Origin of the sequence: Plantibacter sp. VKM Ac-2885 (genome assembly GCF_015351205.1) — a bacterium.
In the GTDB taxonomy this organism is placed as follows: domain Bacteria; phylum Actinomycetota; class Actinomycetes; order Actinomycetales; family Microbacteriaceae; genus Plantibacter; species Plantibacter auratus.
On the sequence record NZ_JADKSK010000001.1, the window covers coordinates 2,027,284 to 2,051,296 of the forward strand.

The window sequence follows — 24,013 nt, forward strand, 5'->3', positions numbered from 1 at the left end:
GTAGAATCGACGCATGTCGTCGCCAACCACCACCGTGCTGCCACTCGCGGATCGTCTCACCGCTGCGAAGCGTGCCTCCCGGGTCCTCGCCCAGGCGACCACCGCGCAGAAGAACCGGGCCCTCGAGGCCATCGCCGTCGCGATCGTCGAGGGCGCGGATGCGGTCATCGCCGCCAACGAGCGCGACCTCGTCGCGGGACGCGAGCAGGGCATCAGTGTCGGCCTGCAAGACCGTCTCCGCCTCGACCGGGGCCGCATCGACGGGCTCGCGGTGGCGGTCCGCGACGTCATCGCGATCGTCGACCCGGTCGGCCAGGTGGTCCGCGGAAGCAACACTCCGGACGGGGTGAAGCTCGAGCAGGTACGCGTCCCGTTCGGCGTGGTCGGCGCGATCTACGAGGCGCGCCCGAACGTCACGGTCGACATCGCCGCCCTCGCGATCAAGAGCGGCAACGCCGTGGTGCTCCGCGGCGGGTCAGCGGCGGAACACTCGAACGCGGTCCTCGTGGGACTGCTGCGATCGGCGCTCGAGTCCGTCGGTCTTCCCGGGGACGCGGTACAGACCATCGACGAGTTCGGTCGCGACGGTGCGAAGCAGCTCATGAACGCCAGAGGCCTGATCGACGTCCTCATCCCGCGGGGGAGCGCGTCACTCATCGAGACGGTCGTCAGAGAGTCGACGGTCCCCGTGATCGAGACCGGCGCCGGCGTCGTCCACGTGTTCCTCGACGAGAGTGCCGAACTCGACTGGGCCGTCGACATCGTGCGCAACGCCAAGGTGCAGCGGCCATCGGTCTGCAACGCGCTCGAGACGATCCTCGTCCACCGCGCTGCGGCCGCGCGCCTGCTGCCCGCCGTGCTCGGCGACCTGCGCGAGCACGGGGTGCTCATCCACGCGGACGAACGTGCCGGCGAGGTCTTCGCCGACGTCGTGCCCGCCGTGGAGGAGGACTGGTCCACCGAGCACATGTCGCTCGAGCTCTCGGTGCGCGTGGTCGACGATCTCGACGCCGCGCTCGAGCACATCGATCGATACTCCACCGGACACACCGACGCGATCATCACGAACGACGTGGTGAACGCCGACCGGTTCCTCGCCGAGGTCGATTCGGCCGTCGTCATGGTCAACGCCTCGACCCGCTTCACCGACGGCGCCGAGTTCGGATTCGGCGCCGAGGTCGGGATCTCGACGCAGAAGCTCCATGCCCGCGGACCGATGGGGCTGCCGGAACTCACGAGTACGAAGTGGCTCGTGCGTGGTTCGGGCCACACCCGTCGGTAGTCGCTAGACTGGTACGGGCGTCACCAGGCGTCGCACAGAAGGAGAGATCATGTCGATTGCCGCGTCCGTCTTGGCCACCGCCGTACTGGCTGAATCGGAGCACGCCGTCGAACTCGCCGCACCGACCTGGGTGTTCGGCGCGGTCGCCCTCGTGCTGTTCGCCATCCTCGGCGCCGTGACCTTCAGCTACCGCGACGTCGCCAACCGTCATGCCGACAAGGGCGAGTCGGCCTCCGCTCACGGCGAGCACGGCCACTAAGCTGTCCGGCGTGAGCGCGCCCGTCACCGAGACGAAGACCCGTCGTCCTCGGATCGGGGTCATGGGCGGGACGTTCGACCCGATCCACCACGGGCACCTCGTCGCCGCCTCGGAGGTCGCGCAGCACTTCGATCTCGATGAGGTCGTCTTCGTCCCGACCGGCATGCCGTACCGGAAGTCGGGCGTGAGCGACAGCGAGCACCGCTACCTCATGACCGTGATCGCCACCGCAGCGAACCCCCGCTTCACCGTCAGCCGGGTCGACATCGATCGAGCCGGACCGACGTACACGATCGACACGCTCCGCGATCTGCGGCGGAAGCGTCCCGATGCCGAGCTGTTCTTCATCACGGGTGCCGACGCGATCGCCCAGATCCTCAGTTGGAAAGACGTCAGAGAGGTGTGGGACCTCGCTCACTTCGTCGCTGTGAGTAGACCGGGACACGATTTGAACGTTTCCGGATTACCACAGCACGACGTAAGCTTGTTGGAAGTTCCGGCCCTAGCGATATCGTCGACGGATTGCCGGAGCCGGGTGAGCAAAGGCTTTCCGGTCTGGTATCTGGTTCCCGACGGTGTCGTGCAGTACATCACCAAGCACCACCTGTATCGGAGTGAAGCCACATGACCGCGTTGCCAGAGGATGCGCCCCTGACCAGGCGACAGGCTCGAGCGAGCCAGCAGCCGTCGACGTCCGCTGACGAAGCGACGCCGGACGCCGCTGCACCACGGACACGACGCGCGTCGACATCCGAACCCGTCGCCGGGGGAGCGATCCCCGAGCAGACCACGTCGCGCGACGAGAGCGCTCCAGCGCCTGCGTCCACGTCACCCGCGCCGTCGACGAGCGCTCCGTCCTCCGGTGCACCTGCTCCGGCCCCGACCGGTGGACTCACGCGCCGTCAGTTGCGAGAACTCGAGCGCACCGGCTCGATCGAGCAGGTGGGCTCCCCGGCAGCGCCGGTCGCTCCTCCGGTCGAGCAGCCGGTCCCCTCGGTCGCCCTGCCGCCGCGGACGCCCGATCAGGTGGTCGCTCCGCCCCAGAAGCAGAACAAGGCGGCCCGTCAGCAGGCCGCGAAGCTCGCTCAGCAGGAAGCGGACGCCAAGGCTGCCGCTGCAGCTGAGCAGGAACGTCGCGAAGCCGAGGCCACCAAGCAGGCCGAGCAGCGCCAGGCCGCCGAGCGCAAGGCCGCCGAGCGCAAGGCCGAGGAAGAGCAGGCCGCAGAACGCGAGGCAGCCGAACGCAAGGCGGCTGAACGCAAGGCCGCTGAGCGGGCCGCCGCCGACCAGCGCACAGCCAAGGCCCGGTCCGCCGAGGCGCCGACGCCTCCCGCGACCCCCGCCGCCACGACACCGGTGGCCACTGGTTCACTCTTCGACGTCTCGGACCGCGACGACATCTCCGAGGACCCCGCGTCGACCCTGTCGAAGGGGTTCGGGCGCGACTCCATGCTCGTCGCGGCACTCGAAGCGGAGAAGGCTTCGCAGGCGGACAACGAGGTCGCGTTCGAAGACCTCCTCGGAAGCGGCATGACGAGCACGGGGCAGATCACCACGAGCTCGCTCATCATCCCCGTCGCTCCGGCGCAGGCCGAGGCGGGTGCCACATCCAACTCCACGGGCGAGATCCTCATCACCGGAACCATCGATCTGCCCCGCGGACTGGGTTCCGCCGGTCAAGACCCGAACCACTTCGACGGTGCAGGGATCGACCGGCTCATCGAGGGCGACGAGCTGCCGGCCTCGGTCACCGCAGCGTCCCCGGTCGCGGCCAGCCGCGCAGTCAGCAGCCACGGTTCCACGCGCGACGTCGTCCCGGCCACCACCAACCAGAGCAACAAGCTGCTGATGACGCTCGCGATCGCCGCCGCGGTACTCGCCGCCGGCGTGATCGCGGTGCTCATCATCGGTTTCTTCGGCGGAGCGTTCTAGCCCTGCCGGCATTCATCCGATCGCGCACCATGCGATCGCCAGAGGAGTACACCACATGACCCTGTCCGACACCACACTGGACGCCGTCCAGCTCGCAGCGACCGCAGCCGAGTCCAAGGGCGGCGAGGACCTCGTCGCGCTCGACGTCTCCGGTCCGTTGCCGTTCGTCGACGCTTTCCTCCTCGTCACCGGTCGGAGTGAGCGCAACGTCGTCGCCATCGCCGGCGAGGTCGAGGACCGCCTGAACGCGAGCGGCGTGAAGACGCTGCGACGCGAAGGCAAGTCTGAGGGGCGGTGGATCCTGCTCGACTTCGGCGAGGTCGTCGTCCACGTCTTCCACGAGGAGGAGCGGATGTACTACTCGCTGGAGCGTCTGTGGAAGGACTGCCCGGTGATTCCGCTGGTCTCGTCCGCACCGCAGCCCGCGAACTGACCATCCCGTCGGTGCCGAGCACCGAAAGTGGTCACAACCGCTCTCAAGATGTAGTAACCTATTCAAGTTGCTTCCGCTGAAACAGCAGGGGCAAGCAAGTTGAATACGGGTCTGTGGCGCAGCTGGTAGCGCACCTGCATGGCATGCAGGGGGTCAGGGGTTCGAGTCCCCTCAGATCCACCCGAACACCGAGAAGTCCCCGTCAGCCGAACAGCTGACGGGGACTTCTTCGTTTGGCGGGACCCTGAGGTCAGTTCACCTCGTCGGGGTGGCTGCCGACGCGCTTGCCCGAGTCGAGGGCGTCGATGGACGCGATCTCGTCGGCGGACAGCTCGAAGCCGAAGACGTCGAAGTTCTGGGCGATGCGCTCGCGCGAGTTCGACTTGGGGAAGACGATGAGCCCGTTCTGCAGGTGCCACCGGATGACGACCTGCGCCGGCGTGACGCCGTGTGCCTCGGCTGCAGCAGAGACGGCCTGCTCGCCGAAGAGGTCGTACTTGCCCTGACCGAGCGGGCCCCAGGACTCGATGTGGATACCGTGCTCGGCACCGAAGGCGCGCAGCTCGCGCTGGGCGAACGCCGGGTGGAGTTCGATCTGATTGACCGCAGGGACCGTCTCGGAACCGGCGATCAGCTTCTCGAGGTGCTCGACCTGGTGGTTGGACACGCCGATCGAACGCGCCTTGCCGGCCGCCTTGATCTCCTCGAGGGCGAGCCATGCTTCGAGGTAGTCGTCCTTGGCCGGGGTCGGCCAGTGGGTCAGGTACAGGTCGACATGGTCGAGCCCGAGCTTGTCGAGGCTCTCGTCGATGGCAGTGTGCGCGGACGCCTTCTGGTGGCGGTCGTTCCAGAGCTTCGTGGTGATGAAGAGTTCGTCGCGGGGGATGCCCGACTTCGCGATGGCGGCACCGACGCCCTCCTCGTTCTTGTAGATGGCCGCGGTGTCGATGTGGCGGTAGCCGACCTCGAGCGCGTCCGAGACGATGCGCTCGGCCTCCTGCGGGTCGACGAGGAAGACGCCGAAGCCGAGCTGAGGGATGGTGTGGCCGTCGTTCAGGGTGATGGTGGGAACAGTCATGACTTCATGCTGGCACCGGAACCGTCCGTCCGGAACGGGTCTTCGCCCTGCGCGTAACCGGTCGACACGCATGGGAATACCATCGGCGACATGACGCTTGTGTTTCGAGAGGGCAGGCGTCTGCCCGCACGACGGCCGAGGCCTGAGAAGGATGACACCGCTATGACGACTGAAACCGTGCCGAATCCGACCGGTTCCGTCCCGACGACCGGGAAGCCCTCGGACGACCGCCTTCCACCCGGGTCGAAGCTCCTGATCGGGCTGCTCCTCGTGTCGGCGTTCGTCGTCATCCTCAACGAGACGATCATGAGCGTCGCCCTACCGCGGCTCATGGAGGACCTCGACATCACGGCGAGTTCCGCGCAGTGGCTGACCACCGGTTTCATGCTCACCATGGCCGTCGTGATCCCCGCGACCGGGTTCCTCTTGGAGCGGTTCTCCCTCCGGACGATGTTCATCACCGCGATGGTGCTGTTCAGCCTCGGCACGCTCATCGCCGCGCTGTCCCCGGGATTCGGCACCCTCCTGCTCGGTCGTGTCGTCCAGGCCAGCGGTACCGCCATCATGATGCCGCTGCTCATGACGACCGTGCTCAACGTCGTGCCGGTCTCGGCACGTGGCCGGACGATGGGGGCGATCTCGATCGTCATCTCGGTCGCGCCGGCCGTCGGGCCGACCGTCTCCGGGCTCATCCTGAGCGTGCTCGACTGGCGCTGGATGTTCTGGATCGTCCTCCCCATCGCCGTCGCCTCGCTGGTCCTCGGCGCCATCCTCGTGCGGAACGTGACGGAGCCGCGTCGGGTCCGCTTCGACGTGCTGTCGCTCGTCCTCTCCGCCTTCGCGTTCGGTGGCCTGATCTTCGGTCTCAGCAGCATCGGCGAGTCCGCCGAGGGACACGCGCTCATGCCCGTCTGGATCCCGCTCACGGTCGGTGTCCTCGCCCTGCTCGCCTTCGTCCTCCGCCAGCGCGCTCTCGCACGCGACGACCGGGCGTTCATGGACCTCCGCACCTTCGCGAACCGCTCGTTCTCCGTCTCGATCATCCTGGTCGCGATCGTCATGATGGCGTTGTTCGGCTCGCTGATCATCCTGCCGATCTATCTGCAGACCGTGCTCCAGGTCGACACCTTGACCACGGGCCTCATGCTGCTGCCGGGTGGCCTGACGATGGCCGCTCTCGCGCCGCTGGTCGGGTCGCTGTTCGACCGGTTCGGTCCGCGTCCGCTGGTGATCCCCGGGGCCTTCGCCGTGAGTGCTGCGCTCTGGCTGCTGACGATGCTCGGCGTCGACAGCGCCATCGTCATGATCATCGCCGTGCACGTGCTGCTGAGCGCCGGTCTCGCGTTCATGTTCACGCCGCTGCTGACCTCAGCGCTCGGTTCACTGAGGCCCGAGCTCTACCCGCACGGCAGCGCCATCGTCGGCACGGTCCAGCAGCTCGCCGGTGCGGCGGGGACGGCGTTGTTCATCACCATGATGTCGACCACGTCCGCAGCACGTGCGGCGGTCGGGAGCTCCGCGGTCGACGCGACGGCAGCCGGCGTGCAGGCTGCGTTCATGTGCGGCGCCGTGCTCTCGCTGCTCGCGATCGGAGCGTCGTTCCTCATCCGGCGGACGGACCAGGCTCCGGCGGGCGTGCACGTCGGTCACTGAACCGCGCGACCTCGGACTGCGTCAGCGCAGCCAGCGCATCGTGTAGGCGTCGGCGAGGATGGGCATCGCGGGGCCGTTGAGCGCTGTTCGCAGCGTGAGGTCCCGGATCCCGACGAGCGGGCCCGGCAACGGACGCCCCAAGCGCATGTTGAGCTCCGCCTGCCGTGAGGCCCGACGGATCGCGCGCTGTTGGCGGGAGACGGCCGCGGCCACGTCGTGCTGTGTCGAGAGATGTCCGGTGGTCATGTGGGCGATCAGTGGCGCGAAGACCCGTGCGTCGGACCAGCCCAGGTTCATGCCCTGCCCGCCGATCGGGCTGATCTCGTGGGCGGCGTCGCCCAGGTAGACGACCCGACCGTCGACGACGCGCTTCCGTCGTCGACGAAGCACGCCGAAGGCGCTGAGCATGGTGTTCGTCGCCGGATCCACCTCGTCGCCGGTGCGGTCGGCGACGAGGGACGCGAGGTCGGACGCGGTGGGTTCCGGGCGGGCCGCGTCCTGATCGTCCGAGTACCCGGTGTGCACGACGTATCGTCGCATGCCATGGGGGAGCGGGAAGGACTCGACGACCCCTCGGTGGTGCAGGTGCACCCTGGCGATGGAACCTGCCCCACTCCGATCCGCGACGTCGCCCATGAGGTACCGGTCCCGATATCGGTGCACGGGGCCCGGAGCCTGCATCCCGGCGACGGTGGCGCGTCCTCCTGCTGCGACGACCACGACGGCGGCGCGGATGCTCACCGTTCCGTCGGCGTCTTCGCCGGACACGAGGACGCTCTCCTCGGCCGGAGTCAACCGCGTACAGCTCGTCCCCGTCCGGAGCGATCCCGGCGCGACGGCTTCGAGTCGAGCACGGAGGATCCGTTCGGTCCGCCATTGCTCGAGCGCGGCGACGTAGGGGTGCGGTACGGGCCGATCACGGAACACGACCGCCCCGAGGCGTCGGCCGGCGTTCCAGGCTTCGCCCTGGTCGATCCGGACGGCGTCGCGGCGGATCTCGTCGAGGACGCCGAGCTCCTCGAACAGGTCGAGCGACGGCGGGTGGATCCCGATCGCCCGGGTGCCGGAGGGGGCGTCCGACCGTCGTTCCCAGACGGTCACGTCGACGCCGGCCTGAGCGAGGAGGATCGCCGACACGAGGCCGACCGGTCCGCCACCGATGACGAGCACCTCGGTCACCGAGGGCCGTCCGCTGCCGACGGGACGGTCTGCGAGAGCAGGAGTCGCATGGGGAAGCTTCGCTCGACGATCCAGTCGTTCGGCACGACGCGCCGCAGCTCCTCCTGGCGATAGCTGCGACGGATCGAGCGGAGCCCGTCGATGTGGAGGAAGGAACGCCTTCGCCCTGCACGGGTGGCGAGACCGTAGACCGCGTACGCGAGTCGGTTGCGCTCGAGGTCACTGTGCAGGACGAGTCGTCTGGCGATCCGTGAGCTGTCGGCGAGCAGGCTCGACAGGCCCGCGTGATCGAGGTGGTGGAGCACGTGGTTGGACAGGACGATGTCGGCCTCCTCACCGGCGGCGACGAGGTCGCTGCTGTGCGCCGGGCGGAAGGCGACGGGGCCATCGGGGTACCGGCGACGGGCGAAGGCCACGGACCGCTCGTCGGGATCGATCCCCACCACCTGCACGGGGAGGTGGTCGGCCCTCGCCCAGTCGGCGATGGCCACGGCGACATCGCCACCACCGAAGCCGATGTCGAGGATCGTCGTGGTCCGGGACGGGTGGAGGAGTGGACGGATGCGCGACCGGTACAGACCACGCCAGCCTGAGACGAGCCGGTTCACCGTCGCGAACCTGGCGTAGGTGGCGTCCAGCAGCGCGGGATCGCAGTCGGGATCGTCCATCAGTTCGAGGAGATCCGTCGCACGGCGGCCGAGGTCGGGCAGCATCAGGCTCGGCCGGCCCGGAGCCGGAGCAGCGCGCTCTCGATCGTCAGTCCCGGACCGAAGGCGAGGGCGCACACCCGTTCATCGGCGTCGGCCGGCGCGCCGTCGAGCAGGCGCTGGAGGATGAAGAGCACGGTCGCGCTCGACATGTTGCCGTACTCGCGGAGCACCGTGCGTGACGGAGCCAGCAGTTCGTCGTCGAGCCCGAATCCGCGCTGGACCCGGTCGAGGATGCTCCGGCCACCGGGATGGATCGCCCAGCGGTCGATCGATGAGACCGGGGCGTCGTCGGCAGCGGCGAGGAGTGGGCGGAGGGCGATCTCGAGGTGCTCGCCGATCAGCTTGGGCACCGCGCCACTCAGGACCATCTCGAACCCGTGATCGCCGATCGTCCAGGCCATCTCCGTCTCGCCGTCCGGCACGAGCGCGGTGGACCAGCCGTCGAACTCGAGCACGGGCGCGGAGGAACCAGTGTCCCGACCGGTCACGACGGCAGCCGCGGCGCCGTCGGCGAACACCGAGGAACCGAGGATCACGTCGGGGTCGTCGGAGGAACGGAGGTGGATGGAGCAGAGCTCGATGCAGACCACGAGGACGACGGCGTCGGGGTCGGCTGTGCAGAACGCCTGTGCTGCGCGAAGGGCGGGGAACGCGGCGAAACACCCCTGGAACCCGAGGTGGTAGCGCTCCGTACCGGGATCGAGACCAAGGTCGCGCACGAGGAGGTACTCCGGCCCGGGCGCGAAGAACCCGGTGCAGGAGGCGGTCACGACGTGGGTGACGTCCGCTGCCGACAGACCGGGGGCTGCATCGAGTGCCTGCCGCGCGGCCTCCAGGAGCAGCGGGGGAGCGTGCTCGATGTAGGCGTCGTTCCGCACGCCGGTGGGCGGGGAGAGCACCTGCCGCTGCTCCGCGTCGTAGAAGGCGGCCGTGGTCGTCTCGACCTCGTGGTCGAAGGCGTCGATGACGGTGTGCCTGGTGTCGATCGCGGACGCGTCGAACGCGGCGCCGATGAGACGTTGGGCGAGACGGCTCCGCCCGGGTTGGTCGCGGAACACATCCCTGATCTCGTCTTGATGAAGGATGGTCTGAGGAACGGCCACGCCGATCGCCCTCACGGAGACGGTCATGCTGCAGTGTAGCGCCGTCACCCGGGTGTCACCCTAAGCTGAGGCGGTGTTCTCCATGGCCCGCCGTCTGTTCGCGTCCTCGCATCCCGGGCCGACCGTCGCGGTGACCGTGCTCGCCGTCGTGCTCGGATCGGCCGTCGGCCTGCCACCCCTCCGGACGGCCCTGCTCGCCGTGGTGGTGTTCGTCGGACAACTCTCGATCGGCTGGTCCAACGACTGGCTCGACGCCAGACGCGATCGTCGCTCGGGACGACAGGACAAGCCGGTCGCGCGCGGCGACCTCAGCGTCTCGGCAGTCCGGGCGGCGGCGCTGCTGGCCGGTGCGGCGAGCATTCCGCTCTCGGCATCACTCGGCTGGGCGTCGGCGGCCTCGCACCTGCTGTTCCTCGTCTGCGGATGGGCCTACAACCTGGGTCTCAAGGCGACGGCCTGGTCGGTGGTCCCGTTCATCGTGGGGTTCGGCGCACTGCCCGCGGTGGTCACCTTCGCTGCCGTCCCGCCGATCGTGCCGGCCGCGTGGACGCTCGCCGTCGGTGGTCTGTTCGGTGTGGCGATCCACTTCACGAACGCCCTGCCCGATCTCGAGGACGACCTGCGGACCGGCGTCCGCGGTCTGCCGCACCGGCTCGGCGCGCGGACCGCCGGTCGGACGGCCTTCGTCGCCCTCGGCGTCTCCGGCGTGGTCGCCGTCCTCGGACAGAGCGGGATCTTCGTCGGCAGGCCCATCGCACCGCCGATCGTCGGGGTGCTGGGCGCCGTCGGTGTCCTCGCGCTCGTCGTGTGGGGGCTCGTGCTCGTCGGAACCCGAACGCCGGACCGTCTGCTGTTCCGGCTCATCATCGGGGCTGCCCTGCTCGTCACCGTGGTGCTGGCAGTGGCCGGGACGAATCTCGGCGCAGCCCAGGTCGGTTGAGACGGGCGTCAGTACCAGTTGGTCGCTTCCGAGTGCGCCCATGCGCCGCAGGGGGAGCCGTACCGGCTGTCGATGTAGTTCAGGCCCCAGTTGATCTGCGTCGCCGCATTGGTGCGCCAGTCGTCGCCGGAGCTGGCCATCTTGCTCCCGGGCAGGGACTGCGGGATGCCGTAGGCGCCGCTGGACTCGTTGTAGGCGTTGACGCGCCAGCTCGACTCCCGGGTCCAGAGCTGCAGCAGGCACTGGAATTCTCCGCTGCCCCAGCCGTAGGCGCCGATCGCGGACTGCGCGTACGCCTTCGCGCCGGCCGGGTCGGCTGCGAGGTCCGGCGGCGGGGCGCTCGTGGATCCCTCGCCACCGGTGGCCTCGTTGCGTCGCTGCTCTTCTGCGGCGATCGCCTCCTGGCTCTGCGCGTAGGCCTGTTCCACCGCCGCGGTGGTGTTCTTGAGGACGGCGAGCTGCTGGTACAGCCGGTCGCGGTTGGCCTGCTGCTCGGCGACCGCCGCATCGGCGGCGTCGCTCGCGGACTGCGCCGTCTCGTAGCTGGAGTCCGCCGCCTCCGAGAGTCGCTGACGTTCGGTTTCGGCCGCCGTCGCCTGCTCGGCGAGCGCGGTCGCCGTGTTGCTCGCGGCGGTAGCGGACGCGAGGTCTTGAGCCGAGGTCTCGCTCAGCTTGCTGATCGCGCTGAGCTTCGAGAGGAGGTCGTCGTCGGCCGCACCGGAGAGGACGAGGGAGAGCGTGGGATCCACGCCGCCGGTGCGCGTCATCTGGGCGATGACCGCTCCGGCCTGACGCTTGCTCGATGCCGCTGCCGACGCTGCGGCGGTCGCCTGCGCACTGATCGTGTCGGCGACTGCGGCCTGCGCGTCGAACGCCGCCTTGGCCTCACCGGCCGCCGCACCCTGGCGGACGGCTTCGTCGCCGAGCCGGGCGGATTCGTCGCGCAGTCCGTCGAGGAGGGACACGATCCGGTCGGCTTCGGCCTGGGCAGTCGATTCGTTCGCCTTGGCCGCCTGGACGTCGTCCCAGCTCGGGTAGTCGGCGGTCCGGAACGAGGTGGGGGTCACGGCGGCCGCCGGGCTTGCGACCGACACCGCGATGACGAGCGCGGCGCCGAGGGCGGTGGCTCGCGAGAAGCCCCTCGAGCGGGGCGAGAGGGCTGTCAGCGGCTTGCGCATGCGTCCATCCTGGCGGTCACCCACGCAAGTGTAGCCGTCGATGTCACATTCGTCACTCCTGCCACACCGGGAGCGACGCCCAGCCTGCGTGGAAGATCCGAGCCTAGAGTGGGCCGGTGCAGCTGGGACGACGAGGGTTTCTCGCAGTCGGCGCCTCGATGGCGGCGGGTGCCGTCCTCGGCCTGTCCGGGTGCACGGAGCCCGGATCCTCGAGGCCGTCGAGCCGTCCCACGAGTACGACTCCGGCTGTCGCCGACCAGCGCGCGGCCGCCGAACTCGCAGCGATGACCCTCGAGCAGCGGATCGCATCCATGCTGATGCTCCACGCTCCAGGCACCGACCCGGGCACGCTCCGGGCGTTCGTCGAGCGGTATCAGCCGGGCGGGTTCATCATCATGGGCGACAACGTGCCGGGCCTCGCTGGGCTGCCCGTTGTGACGAGCGCCCTCAGCCCCGACCCGACCATGCCGCTGCTCATCGGCATCGACCAGGAGGGCGGCGATGTCCGGCGCATCGACGAGGACGTCTTCGCCGCTGCCGACACCCTGAAGTCGCAGCCGCCAGCTGCGAGCGAGGAGGCGTTCCGCCAACGCGCTGTGATGCTCGCCGGTGCCGGCTGCACCGTGAACTTCGGCATCGTCGCGGACGAGACCGCCGATCCGAGCTCCTTCATCTACGACCGTGCCCTCGGGACGACGCCGGACGCCTCGGCGGAGCGGGTGGCCGCGGCCGTCCGTGGTGAGCGGGGTGCGGTGCTGAGCACGCTCAAGCATTTCCCCGGCCATGGACAGGCCCCGGGGGACTCCCACTCGACGGTCCCGACGACCGCCATCGGTGCCGCGGACTGGGCTGCCACCGACGCCCTGCCGTTCATCGCCGGTATCGAGGCCGGGGCCGAGGTCGTGATGTTCGGCCATCTGGTCTACTCGGCGGTGGACGCCGCACCGGCGACGCTGTCGGCGGCCTGGCACGAGCGCCTCCGGAACGACCTCGGCTTCACCGGTGTCACGATCACCGACGACATGCTCATGCTGCAGCACACGGGTCTGCCGGAGTACCAGAACCCCTCGGAGAACGCGATCCGCGCCGTGGCCGCCGGCAGCACGATGCTGCTCTACGTCCTCGGGGCCGACCCGTCGTCGACCGGTGTCGACCCGGCCGTGCTCGTGGCCGACATCGCCGCCGCGGTCAGGTCCGGGAGGATTCCGGAGTCGACGGTCGCCGATGCGGCGCACCGACTGCTGCGCGTCCGGCTCGGCCTGCCGTCGCTCCGGCCGATGTCGCGCTGATGTCGGTGAGGAGAATTTCTCGGGGATGCGGGAATAGCTCCCAGGTCCGTGCGTTTGAATAGAACGTGGCGCGAGCGCGCCGCACATCGACGCAAGGAGTACCGCATGACCGACACCCTGACGATTCCCGGCTACAAGGTTGGCACCTGGGAGGTCGACGCCACGCACAGCGAGGTCGGCTTCAGCATCCGCCACATCATGGTCTCGAAGGTCAAGGGCAAGTTCGAGCGCTTCAACGCGACGTTCGTCACGCCGGAGAACCCCCTCGAGACGAAGATCACCGCGTCCGCCGAGGTCGCATCGATCAACACGAACCAGGCCGACCGCGACGGTCACCTCCGCACCGGCGACTTCTTCGACGCCGAGACCTACCCGACGATCGACTTCGTCTCGACCGGCGCCCGCGCCAAGGGCGACGACTTCCTCGTGGACGGCGACCTCACGATCAAGGGCGTGACCAAGCCCGTCACCTTCACCGTCGAGTTCGGTGGCTTCGCGACCGACCCCTACGGCAACTACAAGTTCGGCGCCACGGCGACCACCAAGATCAACCGCGAGGACTTCGGCCTCACCTACAACGCGGCGCTCGAGACCGGCGGCGTGCTGCTCGGCAACGACGTCACGATCACCATCGAACTGCAGGCCGCGCACCAGGCGTAGTCCCAGGACGTCGAAGGGCCGGTGGAGCATCGCTCCACCGGCCCTTCGTGTATCCGGCCGACTCAGGTCGGTTCGCCGACGATCTCGTCGCGCACGCGACGGAGGTCCTCCATGAGCGATCCGATGAGGATCCAGTGCTGGGGGTGCGGGCGGGCGATCACGAGGGGAGCGGTCAGCGCCGGGATCTCCGCGGTCTCGGTCGGCGGCTCGTCGGACGCGGCACGATCGTTCACCAGCAGCCTGAGATCGTGGGCCGCCCGCGTCAGCTCGACGGCGATGTCCGCCACCGTCGGCTCCTCGTGCAGGGTCGGGTCGTCGTGGTCGTGCACCGAACGCGCCATGCCCAGCGTCCTCGTGACCACCGGCTCCAGTCGACGCAGCAGCAGGCGCTGCCGGTCGAGCTCGTCACGGTGCCTCGATCGACGAGGGTTGAGCAGCAGGCTGTCATCGCCTTCCTTCACCGCGGCGATCGCCTGGTCCCGCAGGGGCTTCAGCGCCCGAGCCTCCTGGAGCAGCGTCACCAGCTCCGCATCCGAGTTCGCACGCGTGAGTGACGTGGCGAGATGGTCCAGGGTGTCGGCGCATGCGAGCGCGAGGGTGGTCACCGCCGCCTTCGCGGGAGCGAGGAGCACCGGTGCGACGAGGACGACGTTGACGAGGAGTCCGATGCCCGCACCGAGCACGGTCTCGACGATCCGCGCGACCGCGTAGTCCGGGGTCGCAGCGCCGATCGACAGCACCAGCATCGCGCTGATCGGGATCTGGTTGGCGGATCCGGGCCCGAGGCGCAGGACCCATCCGAGCAGGATGGAGATGACGATCGCCAGGAGCACGATCCAGGCGGAGTGTCCGAAGACGATCCCGATGGCCGTCGCGAGGATGACGCCGGTGATCACCCCGAGGCTGCGCTCGAGCGCCTTCCCGAACGACTGGTTGACGCTCGGCTGCACCACGAGGATCGCCGCGATGGCGGCGAAGACCGGGAGCTGGCCCGGGATGATCGTGATCGCGACGATCCAGGACGCGACGGCGGCCAGCGCCGTCTTCAGCACCTGGAGCAGGGGCAGCCGCGATCTGGTGCGCAGGACGGGGACGACGGACATCGGTGCCGTCAGAGCTTGTCGTGGAGCTGGTCGAGCAGTTCTGCGCCGTTCCCCGCGTAGACCCAGGGGGCACCCTCGTGCTGGGCGCCGACCTTCGAGCGCCCACCGGCGAGGACCGCCTCACCGGGGGAGAGCTGACGGATCGCCACGGCGGCGACGCGGTCGGGGTGGCGTTCCTCGAAGCTCCGGTAGAGGGCTTCGTCGTGCTGTCCGTCGTCGCCGACGAGCAGCCACCGCAGACGCGGGAAGTCCTCGGCGAACCGGTCGAGGTTGTTGCGCTTGTGCTCGCGACCGCTGCGGAAGAACCGGTCGTGCGTCGGGCCCCAGTCGGTGAGGAGGAGGGCGCCGGCGGGGTAGAGGTTGCGCGAGAGGAACCGGGTCAGCGTCGGCGCGACGTTCCAGGCGCCGGTGGAGAGGTAGATGATCGGGGAGCCCGGGTGCTCGCGGGCCGTGCGCTCGAGGAACACCGCCATGCCGGGCACCGGTGTCCTGGCGTGCTCGTCGAGGACGAAGGTGTTCCAGGCCGCGACGAGCGGGCGGGGGAGCGCCGTCACCATCACCGTGTCGTCGATGTCGGACACGATGCCGAACTCGATGTCGTCGGCGACGATGAAGACCGGCGCTTCGACCGGGTCGCTGCCCTCCGAGCTCAGTCTGAGGGTGTGCCAGCCGGGGGTGAGCGATACCTGGACCACCGCGTCGACCACGCCACCTCGGTCGCCCGTGACCGTGTGACGCTGCCCGTCGACCTCCACCTCGACCGTCGGGTCGGCGATGCTCAGCGCGAAGAAGCTCTTCCAGCCGCGCACCTTCTGCTGCGGTTGGACGGTGGTCTTGCCCGGTTCCGCCAGTACGACCCTGGCCAGGACACGGATCCAGGACGTCGATCCGTAGCCGGTGAAGGGGATGACCGCCGCCTCGCGTCCGTGCCGCCTCGCACGACGCTGGCGGCGCAACTGGACGGCGTCCTCCATCCGTGCGGCGAAGTGCCGGATCTGCTCGGCGGCGTCGGAGGAGGCCGTTGGACGATCGTCGGATGCCTTCACCCGTTCAGTCTGTCATGCCGGTGCGTCCGGCCCGCCGTCTCGCGGCGATGAGGGTCGTCTGCTACTGGGGCGTCGAGCCGTCGTCGGGTGGTGTCGCGTCCTCCTGGGCCAGCATGTGTCGCTCCTCGCTCCGCTGGAGGAGTCGCTTCACGACGAGGACCACGACGGCGAAGACGACGATGATGCCGACGAACACGTAGCCCGCCCAATGGAGGCGGTCCGACAGCTCGCGATAGCTGCCCGCAGCCAGTGCGCCGACGGAGACGTAGGCCGAGGACCAGATGACGCAGGCGGGCAGCGTCCAGGAGATGAAGCGTCGGTAGCTCATCGTGCTCATCCCGACCGTGAGAGGGATCAGCGAGTGCAGGACCGGGAGGAACCGCGAGATGAAGACGGCGATGCCACCCCGCCGGTCGAGGTAGCGCTCGGCACGGGCCCAGTGCCGCTCGCCGATCCGTCGGCCGAGTCTGCTGGCACGGATGCGCGGGCCGAACCAGCGGCCGAGCGCGAAGCCGACCGACTCGCCGATGAGCGCGCCGGTGATGACGACGAGGATCATCGAGATCCACTGGACGGGTCCGACGACGGCGGTGCTCGCGACGATGACGACCGTGTCGCCCGGGACGACGAGGCCGACGAGGACCGAGGTCTCGAGCATGATGCCGACGCCGGCGAGGATCGTGCGCGTCACGGGGTCGACGCTCTGCACCAGGTCGAGCAGCCAGCCGAGCACGTCGTTCACGGCTCAGAGCCTACTGCCGTGGATGTGTGAGCGGCTCGGAAACCCCTGTTAGGACACCCTTGGATGTGTGGTCTGACCACAGGCGTGAAGTCCTGTACGATTGATCTCGACGACATGGATCGAAGCCACGGGGATGACCACCCCGATCGGGCCGCACCTGCGCCGCCTTCCCTGGATGCCGCGAAAAATGGAGTGTTCATCGTGAACGACCTTCTCGACCCGCTACTGCTGTCCCGATGGCAGTTCGGCCTCACCACCGTCTACCACTTCATCTTCGTGCCGCTCACCATCGGCATGGCGGTGACGGTCGCCGGGTTCCAGACCGCGTGGGTCCGGACCGGCAAGCTGCACTACCTGCAGCTCACCCGATTCTTCGGGAAGATCTTCCTCATCAACTTCGCCATGGGCGTCGTGACGGGCATCGTCCAGGAGTTCCAGTTCGGCATGAACTGGTCCACCTACTCCAGGTTCGTCGGCGACGTCTTCGGCGCACCGCTGGCACTCGAGGGCCTGCTCGCGTTCTTCCTCGAGGCGACGTTCATCGGGCTCTGGATCTTCGGCTGGGACAAGCTGTCACCGAAGCTCCACCTCGCCACCATCTGGATCGTGGCGCTCGGCACCGTGCTGTCGGCCTACTTCATCATCGCGGCGAACGCCTTCATGCAGAACCCGGTCGCCTTCCGGATCAACGAGGAGCGCGGCCGCGCCGAGCTCACGAACATCTGGGAGCTGCTGACCAACAAGGTCGCCCTGGCCGCCTTCCCGCACACGATCTTCGCGTGCTTCATGGTCTCCGCAGCCGTCATCATCACCGCCGCCGCCTGGCACCTCGCCCGGGGCCAGCACGTCGAGGCGATGCGCCCGGCGCTCAAGGTCGGTGCGTGGAGCATGCTTCTCGCGGGTGGTGCCACCATGCTCGCCGGCGATCAGCTCAGCCTGGCCATGGTCGAGACCCAGCCGATGAAGATGGCGGCTGCGGAGGCGATGTACAACACGGCGAGCGGTGCCGACGCCTCCTTCTCGATCTTCACCCTCGGCACGCCCGACGGCGTCCACGAGCTCTTCTCGATCCGTATCCCGTACCTCCTGTCGTTCCTCTCGACCCACACCTTCGACGGCACGGTGGAGGGCATCAACGACCTGCAGGCGCAGTACACCCAGCTCTACGGTCCGGGCGACTACTCGCCCGTCATCTGGGTCACCTACTGGGCGTTCCGCTGGATGATCGGTCTCGGCCTCGCCTCGATGCTCGTCGCGGCCGCCGGTCTCTGGTTCACCCGCAAGGGCCGCGAGCCGAAGCGCTGGATGTGGCGCGTCGCGGTCTGGGCCGTCCCGATGCCGTTCCTCGCCATGACCATGGGCTGGGTCTTCACCGAGATGGGCCGCCAGCCGTGGATCGTCTTCAGCCTGTTGAAGACGGAGGACGCGGTCTCGCCGAACACCACTGGGCTCGACGTCCTGATCTCGTTGATCGCCTTCACCGTCGTCTACGGGTCGCTGCTCGTCGTCGAGTTCGGACTCCTGAAGAAGACGATCAAGGCCGGGCCCGACCCGATCGAGCTGTCCGAACCCGACGAGGACGGCGTGCAGAAGCCCGCCGCCCCCGCGACCACGGTCTACTAGGAGCGCATCATGGACCTCACGATTCTCTGGTTCTGGATCATCGCCGCACTGTTCGTCGGCTACTTCGTCCTCGACGGTTTCGACTTCGGCGTCGGCATGACGATCCCCTTCCTCGGGAAGGACGAGACCGACCGCCGGATGCTCATCAACACCATCGGGCCGGTCTGGGACCTCAACGAGACCTGGCTGATCGTCGCCGGGGCGAGCCTCTTCGCCGCGTTCCCCGAGTGGTACGCGACCTTGTTCAGCGGCTTCTACCTCCCGCTGCTGTTCATCCTGCTCGCGCTCATCATCAGAGGGGTGTCGTTCGAGTACCGGCACCAGCGGCCGGAAGCCTCCTGGAAGCGGCGCTTCGACCTCATGATCATCGTCGGCTCAGCCCTGCCGGCCTTCCTCTGGGGCGTCGCCTTCGCGAACATCGTCCAGGGCGTCCCGCTCGATGCCGACCACAACTTCACCGGCACGCTCTTCACCCTGCTCAACCCGTACGGCATCCTCGGGGGTCTCACGACGCTCGTGCTCTTCTTCGCCCACGGAGCCGTGTTCGCCTCGCTGAAGACCGAGGGCGACATCCGCGAGCGCGCCCGCCGCCTCGCGAGCCGAGCCGGGCTCGTCGCCATCCTCCTCGCCGCGTCGTTCCTCGGGTGGACCGTCCTCGCGCACTTCTCGCTCCCGGTGCTGATCCTCGCGGCCATCGCCGCGGTCGCGCTCATCAGCGCCTGGTTCGCGAACAGCCGAGGGCTGGAAGGCCGTGCGTTCGCGCTCATGGCCGTGACCGTCGCCGCGGCCGTGCTCACCCTGTTCACCGCGCTCTTCCCAGCGGTGATGCCGGCGAGCAACGACCCGGCGAACAGCCTGACGATCGCGAACGCCTCCTCGACGGAGTACACCCTCACGGTGATGTCGTGGACCGCCCTGATCTTCCTGCCGCTGATCCTCGCCTACCAGGGATGGACGTACTGGGTGTTCCGCAAGCGCATCACGCGGAAGCACATCGAAGCCGCCGCGCACTAACCTGTCATCGTGCGCCCCCTCGATCCGCGACTGCTCCGCTATGCCCGCGGAGCCCGGTCGGTCCTCGGACTCGGCGCGGTCATCGCGCTCGTCCAGACCGCCTGCACGCTCGGGTTCGCCTGGTTCGTGGCCCAGCTCGTGTCCCGGTCGATCGCGGGGGATCCGGTCGAGGAGCTCCTGCCGTCGCTCTGGCTGCTGATCGGCATCGTGGTGCTGCGTGCCGGGACCGTCCTGGCATCCGACTCGGTGAACGCCCGTGGCTCCGCGATCGTCCGCAGTCAGTTGCGGCGGGCCCTCGCGGGCGCGTTCGAGACGCTCGGGCCGGGGTGGGTCTCGCGTCGGAGCTCCGCCGCACTGACGACCGTGGCGGGCCGCGGGCTCGACGCCCTGGACGCGTATTTCGGTCGCTATGTCCCGCAGCTCATCCTCACGGCGATCGCCATGCCGATCATCGCGGCGGTGATCTTCATCCAGGACCCGCTCAGCGGCATCACGGTGATCGTGACGCTCCCGCTCATCCCGGTCTTCATGATCCTCATCGGATTCGCGACCCAGGCGGTGCAGCGGCGCCAGTGGGAGACCCTGGCCCACCTGTCGCGCGGGTTCCTGGAGCTCGTCGCGGGCATGGCGACCCTCAAGCTGTTCGGACGGCAGCACCGGCAGGTGCAGCGGATCCGAACCGTCACCGAGGAGTACCGCGTCGAGACCATGAAGGTCCTGCGGTTCTCGTTCGTGAGCGGCTTCGCCCTCGAGCTGCTGTCGAGTCTCGCGGTCGCCGTGGTCGCGGTCGGCATCGGCCTGCGGCTTCTCGACGGCTCGCTCCTCCTCGGAACGGGGCTCTTCGTCCTGATCCTGGCCCCGGAGGCCTTCCTGCCACTGCGGAACGTCGGTGCGAACTACCACGCGGCTGCCGAGGGCGTCACCGCCGCCGACGAGGTCTTCGAGATCCTCGACGAAGCGAAGGCCGTGCGCGAATCGCCGTCGGCTCCTGATCAGGTCGGCGATTCGGCAACGGTCGGCGACTCCGCTCGCCGGACGTCTGGCCTGGTACTCGACGGTCTCGGCGTGCAGTACGACGAGCTGCGGGTACTGGACGACCTCGATGCGACGTTCCCGGCCGGCGTGGTGACGGCTGTCGTCGGCGCCAGCGGAGCCGGGAAGACGAGCATGGCGTCGGCGATCCTCGGATTCGTGAACGCCACCGGATCGATCCTGCACGACGGCGGACGCGTGCCGCCCGCGCCCGGCGGACGACGCTGGCTGTCGTGGGCCCCGCAGCGTCCGGTCCTCATCGCGGGGACGGTCGGCAGCAACGTCGCGCTGGGCGACGACGCCCCTGACGAGGCGCTCATCGTCGAGGCGTTGTCGGCACTCGGGCTGTCCGCGCTGCCGCTCGGGCACCCCATCGGCGCGGTCGGCGACGGCGTGAGCGGTGGACAGGCGCAACGGATCGCGATCGCGAGGGCCCTGTACCGACTGCGGCGCACCCCAGTCGATGCTGGAACGCCGGTGCTGCTGCTCGACGAGCCGAGTTCGGCGCTCGACGCCGCGTCCGAGGAGCTCGTCATCGACGCCGCGCGCGGCGCCGCTCGGGCCGGGGCGGCCGTCATCGTCATCACCCACCGACCGTCGATCGTCGAACACGCGGATGCCGTGCTCGAGATCCGCGTGCGGTCGGAACACGTCCAGGACGACGAGGTGATGCTCCATGGATGAGCGCGTCCGACAGATCATCCGACTGGCGCAGCCGCCGGCTCGCCGCTTCGTCCCTGGTCTCCTCGCCGGGATCCTCTCCGCTGGGGCCGCCGTCGCCCTCCTCGCTTCGAGCGCGTTCCTCATCACGAAGGCCGCCGAGCAGCCCTCGATCGTCGAGCTGGGTGTCGCCGTCGTCGGGGTGCGCGCATTCGCGCTGGCCCGGGCGTCCTTCCGGTACCTCGAACGCCTGCTCAGCCACGACGCCGCATTCCGTCAACTGGCGCAGCTGCGCGCCGGCATGATCGAACGCGTCATCCCGGTGGCTCCCGATGGACTGCAGCTCACCGGACGGGGCGACCTCCTCACCCGCCTGGTGATCGATGTGGACGAGCTGCAGAACGTGCCGTTGCGGGTCGTCCAACCACTGGTGGTCTCGGGTGTCGTCGCCGGAGCCTCCGTCATCCTCACGACCGCGCTGCTCCCGGCCGCCGGGATCGCGCTCGCGGTCTGCCTCGTCGCGGCCTTCCTCGTCTCGTGGTTGCTCGTGAGCCGGGTGGCGGCGCGCGCCGAACGCGAACTCGCGCCGCTGCGCGGTGCGCTGTCGGAAGCCCTGCTCGAACTCGTGACCGGTCTCGACGTGCTGACCGCCTACGGCGCGGTCGACGCCGCGCGGGCACGGATCGAACATGCCGACGCGGCACTCACGCGCGCGATGGTGCGGCGGGCCGCGGGCGCCGGGGTTGCCGGCGCCGTCCTCTCCCTGGCTTCCGGGGCGTCCGTCGTCGCGGCGCTCTGGGCAGGCATGCCGGCGTTGGGAACGATCGGCGGCCCCGCGCTCACCGTGATCGTCCTCGTCCCGCTCGCCGTGTTCGAGGTCTGCGCGATGGTGCCCCTGGCTTTCGGGGCCTGGCGGGAAGCGGTCGCGAGCGCCGAGCGCGTGGCGGACGCGGTCCCGAGCGAGCGCCCACGCGAGATCCCGGACGAGGACACCGGCAGCATCCTCACGCCGACCTTCGACGGCGTCATGCTCGAGGCGGAGAACCTCAGCGCACGGTGGCCCGGGAGCACGGCGGCGGCGCTCGCACCGATCAGCTTCCGGCTGTCGGCCGGCGACCGGCTGCTTGTCGAAGGTGACAGCGGAGCCGGGAAGACCACCCTGGCGCACGCCCTCGTCCGCTTCCTCGAGTACGAGGGTGGGTACCGCGTCGGCGGTGTCGAGGCACGCGACCTCCGCCCGGATACATTGCGCGAGTCGGTCGGGCTCGTCGAGCAGCGTCCGTTCCTCTTCGACGCCGACATCCGCCAGAACCTCCTCTTCGCCAGGGACACGGCCGACGACGCTGAGCTCGAGGCCGTGCTGGAGCGGGTCGGGCTCTCGTCCTGGCTCGCCGAGCGCGGCGGGCTCGACCGCCCGGTGGGGGAGCACGGCGCGCTCGTCTCCGGGGGGCAGGCGCAACGCATCGCCCTCGCCCGTGCGCTCCTCCGCGAGTTCCCCGTGCTCGTGCTCGACGAGCCGACCGCCAACGTCGATCCCGAGCGCGCGACCGCCCTGCTCGAGGACCTGCTCGGTGTCGCGGGATCCGAGGGTCGTGCGGTCATCGTGATCTCGCACACGCCGGTTCCCGACGACCTCGTGACCGGTCGCCTTCGGATCGTCGCGCCGCCGATCGCGGCCGTCGGCTGATGCGATCCACCGGAGCGCGCCGGCAGGTCCTCCTCCCGGCCTGGTCCGAGCCGGAGGACGTCTACCGACGCGTGTTCGCTGACGAGCCCTGGGCTGCCTGGTTGGATTCGGGCCAGGGCGCCCGGACCGGCGTCAGTCTCATCGGGCGCGGGACCGAACGCCTCGTGGCGGACGTCCGGCTCGGCACGGTGAAGCGCGTCAGCCCGGTGGCCGCCTCGGTTGACCAGACGACGATGCTCGACGCCCTCCGTACCGTGCGTGCCGACGACGACCCGGGCGATTGGGTCGGGTGGTTCGGCTACGAGTCGGGGGCCGGTCTCGTCGGGGTTCCGGCACACGCGGCCGCCTCCCCGGACGCGCTCTTCCTGCGCCTCGACGACCAGGTGCGGTTCGACCATGCGGCGCGGACGGTGACGATCTCGTCGGACGATCCCGACTGGATCGCGACGACCGTCGAGCGGTTGAGTACGGCGACCGAGCCTCCTCCCGTGGCCGAGGCGGCCGGCGGGGTCTGCGCGCCCCGTCACAGCGATGTCGCATACGTGCGGCTCGTCGAGCGGTGCCAGGAGCACATCACCCGTGGGGACGCCTACCAGCTGTGTTTGACGAACCACCTGCGCGTCGACGGGGTCCACGACCCGCTGGCGACCTATCTGCGGCTGCGCAGGACGAGCCCCACGCACCACGGCGGCTTCCTCCGGTTCGGTTCGATCAGTCTCGCGAGCGCGTCACCGGAGCAGTTCCTCGAGGTCTCGGCCGACGGCCGCGTCCGGACGAAGCCGATCAAGGGGACCCGGCCGAGAGGTGCCGCTCCCGAGGGGGACGCCCGTCAGCGCGCCGATCTGCTCGCGAGTCCCAAGGAGCGCGCGGAGAACCTCATGATCGTCGATCTGATGCGGAACGACCTCTCCAGAGTCTGCGAGCTGGGTTCCGTCGCGGTCACGGCGCTCCATCACGTCGAGAGCTACCCGCAGGTGCACCAACTCGTCAGCACCGTCGAAGGACGGTTGCGCGCAGGGCTGGACGCGCTCGACGTCGTCGAGGTCGCATTCCCGGCCGGATCGATGACCGGGGCCCCGAAACGCCGGGCGATGGAACTGCTGTACGACCTCGAAGCGGGCCCGCGCGGGGTGTACGCCGGTGCCTTCGGCCTGCTGTCCGCGGACGGATCGATGGACCTCGCCATGGTCATCCGCTCGATCGTGATCGATCCGCAGGGTGCGTCGATCGGCACGGGTGGCGGCATCACGGCGCTGTCCGACGCCCGGGAGGAGCTCGAGGAGACGTGGACCAAGGCGGCGGCCCCGCTGGCGGCACTCGGCGTCGGACGTCCGCCTGCCGAATCCCGGTAGGCTTGACCGTTGGACGGAGCGCCGTCGTGCGCTCCAGCCCGTCCATCCTGCGGCCGAG

At 69.3% G+C, this 24,013-nt stretch carries 22 protein-coding genes and 1 tRNA gene; 15 read left to right on the forward strand and 8 right to left on the reverse strand.

All coding sequences use genetic code 11. From position 1 onward, the window contains the following. Positions 1-13: 13 nt before the first annotated feature. The 6 genes from ITJ66_RS09775 to ITJ66_RS09800 all read left to right on the forward strand — a co-directional run bounded on the left by ITJ66_RS09775 (position 14) and on the right by ITJ66_RS09800 (position 4,086). On the forward strand, positions 14-1,282 hold the full coding sequence (locus ITJ66_RS09775) for a glutamate-5-semialdehyde dehydrogenase (protein WP_137241821.1): 1,269 nt from the start codon (positions 14-16) through the stop codon (positions 1,280-1,282). Positions 1,283-1,331: 49 nt separating this feature from the next. Beyond that, the gene (locus ITJ66_RS09780; protein ID WP_064295593.1) at positions 1,332-1,541 is read left to right on the forward strand and encodes a hypothetical protein; all 210 of its coding nucleotides are present in this window, start codon (positions 1,332-1,334) and stop codon (positions 1,539-1,541) included. Further along, entirely contained in the window at positions 1,492-2,169 is a 678-nt protein-coding gene (nadD, locus tag ITJ66_RS09785) for a nicotinate-nucleotide adenylyltransferase (protein WP_137241820.1), read from the forward strand. Before ITJ66_RS09780 ends, nadD begins: the two co-directional genes overlap by 50 nt. Further along, positions 2,166-3,473, forward strand: coding sequence for a hypothetical protein (locus ITJ66_RS09790; protein ID WP_191940926.1), 1,308 nt, complete (start codon positions 2,166-2,168; stop codon positions 3,471-3,473). Before nadD ends, ITJ66_RS09790 begins: the two co-directional genes overlap by 4 nt. A gap of 55 nt (positions 3,474-3,528) precedes the next feature. Then, complete coding sequence (gene rsfS, locus ITJ66_RS09795) at positions 3,529-3,906, forward strand: ribosome silencing factor (RefSeq protein WP_079002329.1); 378 nt, start codon at positions 3,529-3,531, stop codon at positions 3,904-3,906. A gap of 107 nt (positions 3,907-4,013) precedes the next feature. Then, positions 4,014-4,086 (forward strand) — tRNA-Ala (locus ITJ66_RS09800). A gap of 70 nt (positions 4,087-4,156) precedes the next feature. On the opposite strand, the gene ITJ66_RS09805 is transcribed toward ITJ66_RS09800, so the two are convergent. Then, complete coding sequence (locus ITJ66_RS09805; protein WP_137241817.1) at positions 4,157-4,984, reverse strand: aldo/keto reductase; 828 nt, start codon at positions 4,982-4,984, stop codon at positions 4,157-4,159. A gap of 162 nt (positions 4,985-5,146) precedes the next feature. Between ITJ66_RS09805 and ITJ66_RS09810 the strand changes: the two genes are divergently transcribed. Next, positions 5,147-6,637, forward strand: a complete 1,491-nt coding sequence (locus ITJ66_RS09810) for a DHA2 family efflux MFS transporter permease subunit (RefSeq protein WP_194644475.1) — start codon at positions 5,147-5,149, stop codon at positions 6,635-6,637. A 21-nt stretch (positions 6,638-6,658) separates the two neighbouring features. Here the strand turns inward: ITJ66_RS09810 and ITJ66_RS09815 are convergent, their stop codons facing one another. Genes ITJ66_RS09815 through ITJ66_RS09825 form a run of 3 tightly spaced genes read right to left on the reverse strand, consistent with a single transcriptional unit; the run spans position 6,659 to position 9,656 of the window. Further along, the gene (locus ITJ66_RS09815) at positions 6,659-7,816 is read right to left on the reverse strand and encodes an NAD(P)/FAD-dependent oxidoreductase (RefSeq protein WP_194644476.1); all 1,158 of its coding nucleotides are present in this window, start codon (positions 7,814-7,816) and stop codon (positions 6,659-6,661) included. Beyond that, the gene (locus tag ITJ66_RS09820) at positions 7,813-8,529 is read right to left on the reverse strand and encodes a methyltransferase domain-containing protein (protein ID WP_194644477.1); all 717 of its coding nucleotides are present in this window, start codon (positions 8,527-8,529) and stop codon (positions 7,813-7,815) included. The genes ITJ66_RS09815 and ITJ66_RS09820 overlap by 4 nt, the downstream gene beginning before the upstream one ends. Then, the gene (locus ITJ66_RS09825) at positions 8,529-9,656 is read right to left on the reverse strand and encodes a type III polyketide synthase (RefSeq protein ID WP_194644478.1); all 1,128 of its coding nucleotides are present in this window, start codon (positions 9,654-9,656) and stop codon (positions 8,529-8,531) included. The genes ITJ66_RS09820 and ITJ66_RS09825 overlap by 1 nt, the downstream gene beginning before the upstream one ends. Before the next feature lie 55 nt (positions 9,657-9,711). Between ITJ66_RS09825 and ITJ66_RS09830 the strand changes: the two genes are divergently transcribed. Continuing rightward, positions 9,712-10,569: a UbiA family prenyltransferase gene (locus ITJ66_RS09830; protein ID WP_194644815.1), complete on the forward strand. Its 858-nt coding sequence runs from the start codon at positions 9,712-9,714 to the stop codon at positions 10,567-10,569. 8 nt (positions 10,570-10,577) lie between these two features. Here the strand turns inward: ITJ66_RS09830 and ITJ66_RS09835 are convergent, their stop codons facing one another. After that, positions 10,578-11,747: a hypothetical protein gene (locus ITJ66_RS09835; RefSeq protein ID WP_194644479.1), complete on the reverse strand. Its 1,170-nt coding sequence runs from the start codon at positions 11,745-11,747 to the stop codon at positions 10,578-10,580. Positions 11,748-11,863: 116 nt separating this feature from the next. Here ITJ66_RS09835 and ITJ66_RS09840 point away from each other — a divergent pair, with 116 nt between their 5' ends. After that, positions 11,864-13,036: a glycoside hydrolase family 3 N-terminal domain-containing protein gene (locus tag ITJ66_RS09840; protein WP_370582606.1), complete on the forward strand. Its 1,173-nt coding sequence runs from the start codon at positions 11,864-11,866 to the stop codon at positions 13,034-13,036. Positions 13,037-13,141: 105 nt separating this feature from the next. Further along, a complete protein-coding gene (locus tag ITJ66_RS09845) occupies positions 13,142-13,696 on the forward strand; it encodes a YceI family protein (protein WP_079705738.1) in 555 nt (184 codons plus the stop codon). A 62-nt stretch (positions 13,697-13,758) separates the two neighbouring features. Here ITJ66_RS09845 and ITJ66_RS09850 read toward each other — a convergent pair whose 3' ends face one another. The 3 genes from ITJ66_RS09850 to ITJ66_RS09860 form a co-directional block, all read right to left on the reverse strand. Beyond that, a complete protein-coding gene (locus tag ITJ66_RS09850) occupies positions 13,759-14,799 on the reverse strand; it encodes an aromatic acid exporter family protein (protein WP_137241812.1) in 1,041 nt (346 codons plus the stop codon). An 8-nt stretch (positions 14,800-14,807) separates the two neighbouring features. Beyond that, positions 14,808-15,773, reverse strand: coding sequence for an App1 family protein (locus ITJ66_RS09855; RefSeq protein WP_079706285.1), 966 nt, complete (start codon positions 15,771-15,773; stop codon positions 14,808-14,810). A gap of 133 nt (positions 15,774-15,906) precedes the next feature. After that, positions 15,907-16,587 carry a DedA family protein gene (locus ITJ66_RS09860; RefSeq protein ID WP_137241811.1) on the reverse strand — a complete coding sequence of 227 codons (681 nt, stop codon included), beginning with the start codon at positions 16,585-16,587 and terminating at the stop codon, positions 15,907-15,909. A gap of 201 nt (positions 16,588-16,788) precedes the next feature. Here ITJ66_RS09860 and ITJ66_RS09865 point away from each other — a divergent pair, with 201 nt between their 5' ends. From ITJ66_RS09865 to ITJ66_RS09885, 5 genes are read left to right on the forward strand one after another with little or no spacing between them, the layout of a single operon-like run. Next, positions 16,789-18,210, forward strand: a complete 1,422-nt coding sequence (locus tag ITJ66_RS09865; RefSeq protein ID WP_079003899.1) for a cytochrome ubiquinol oxidase subunit I — start codon at positions 16,789-16,791, stop codon at positions 18,208-18,210. Between the two features lie 9 nt (positions 18,211-18,219). Next, a complete protein-coding gene (gene cydB, locus ITJ66_RS09870; RefSeq protein WP_194644480.1) occupies positions 18,220-19,224 on the forward strand; it encodes a cytochrome d ubiquinol oxidase subunit II in 1,005 nt (334 codons plus the stop codon). Positions 19,225-19,233: 9 nt separating this feature from the next. Continuing rightward, positions 19,234-20,940 (forward strand): thiol reductant ABC exporter subunit CydD, encoded by a 1,707-nt coding sequence (gene cydD, locus ITJ66_RS09875; protein ID WP_191940935.1) that lies wholly within the window; start codon positions 19,234-19,236, stop codon positions 20,938-20,940. Beyond that, positions 20,933-22,603 (forward strand): thiol reductant ABC exporter subunit CydC, encoded by a 1,671-nt coding sequence (gene cydC / locus ITJ66_RS09880; RefSeq protein WP_194644481.1) that lies wholly within the window; start codon positions 20,933-20,935, stop codon positions 22,601-22,603. The genes cydD and cydC overlap by 8 nt, the downstream gene beginning before the upstream one ends. Continuing rightward, positions 22,603-23,955: an anthranilate synthase component I family protein gene (locus tag ITJ66_RS09885; RefSeq protein WP_194644482.1), complete on the forward strand. Its 1,353-nt coding sequence runs from the start codon at positions 22,603-22,605 to the stop codon at positions 23,953-23,955. Before cydC ends, ITJ66_RS09885 begins: the two co-directional genes overlap by 1 nt. The last annotated feature ends 58 nt before the right edge of the window (positions 23,956-24,013 follow it).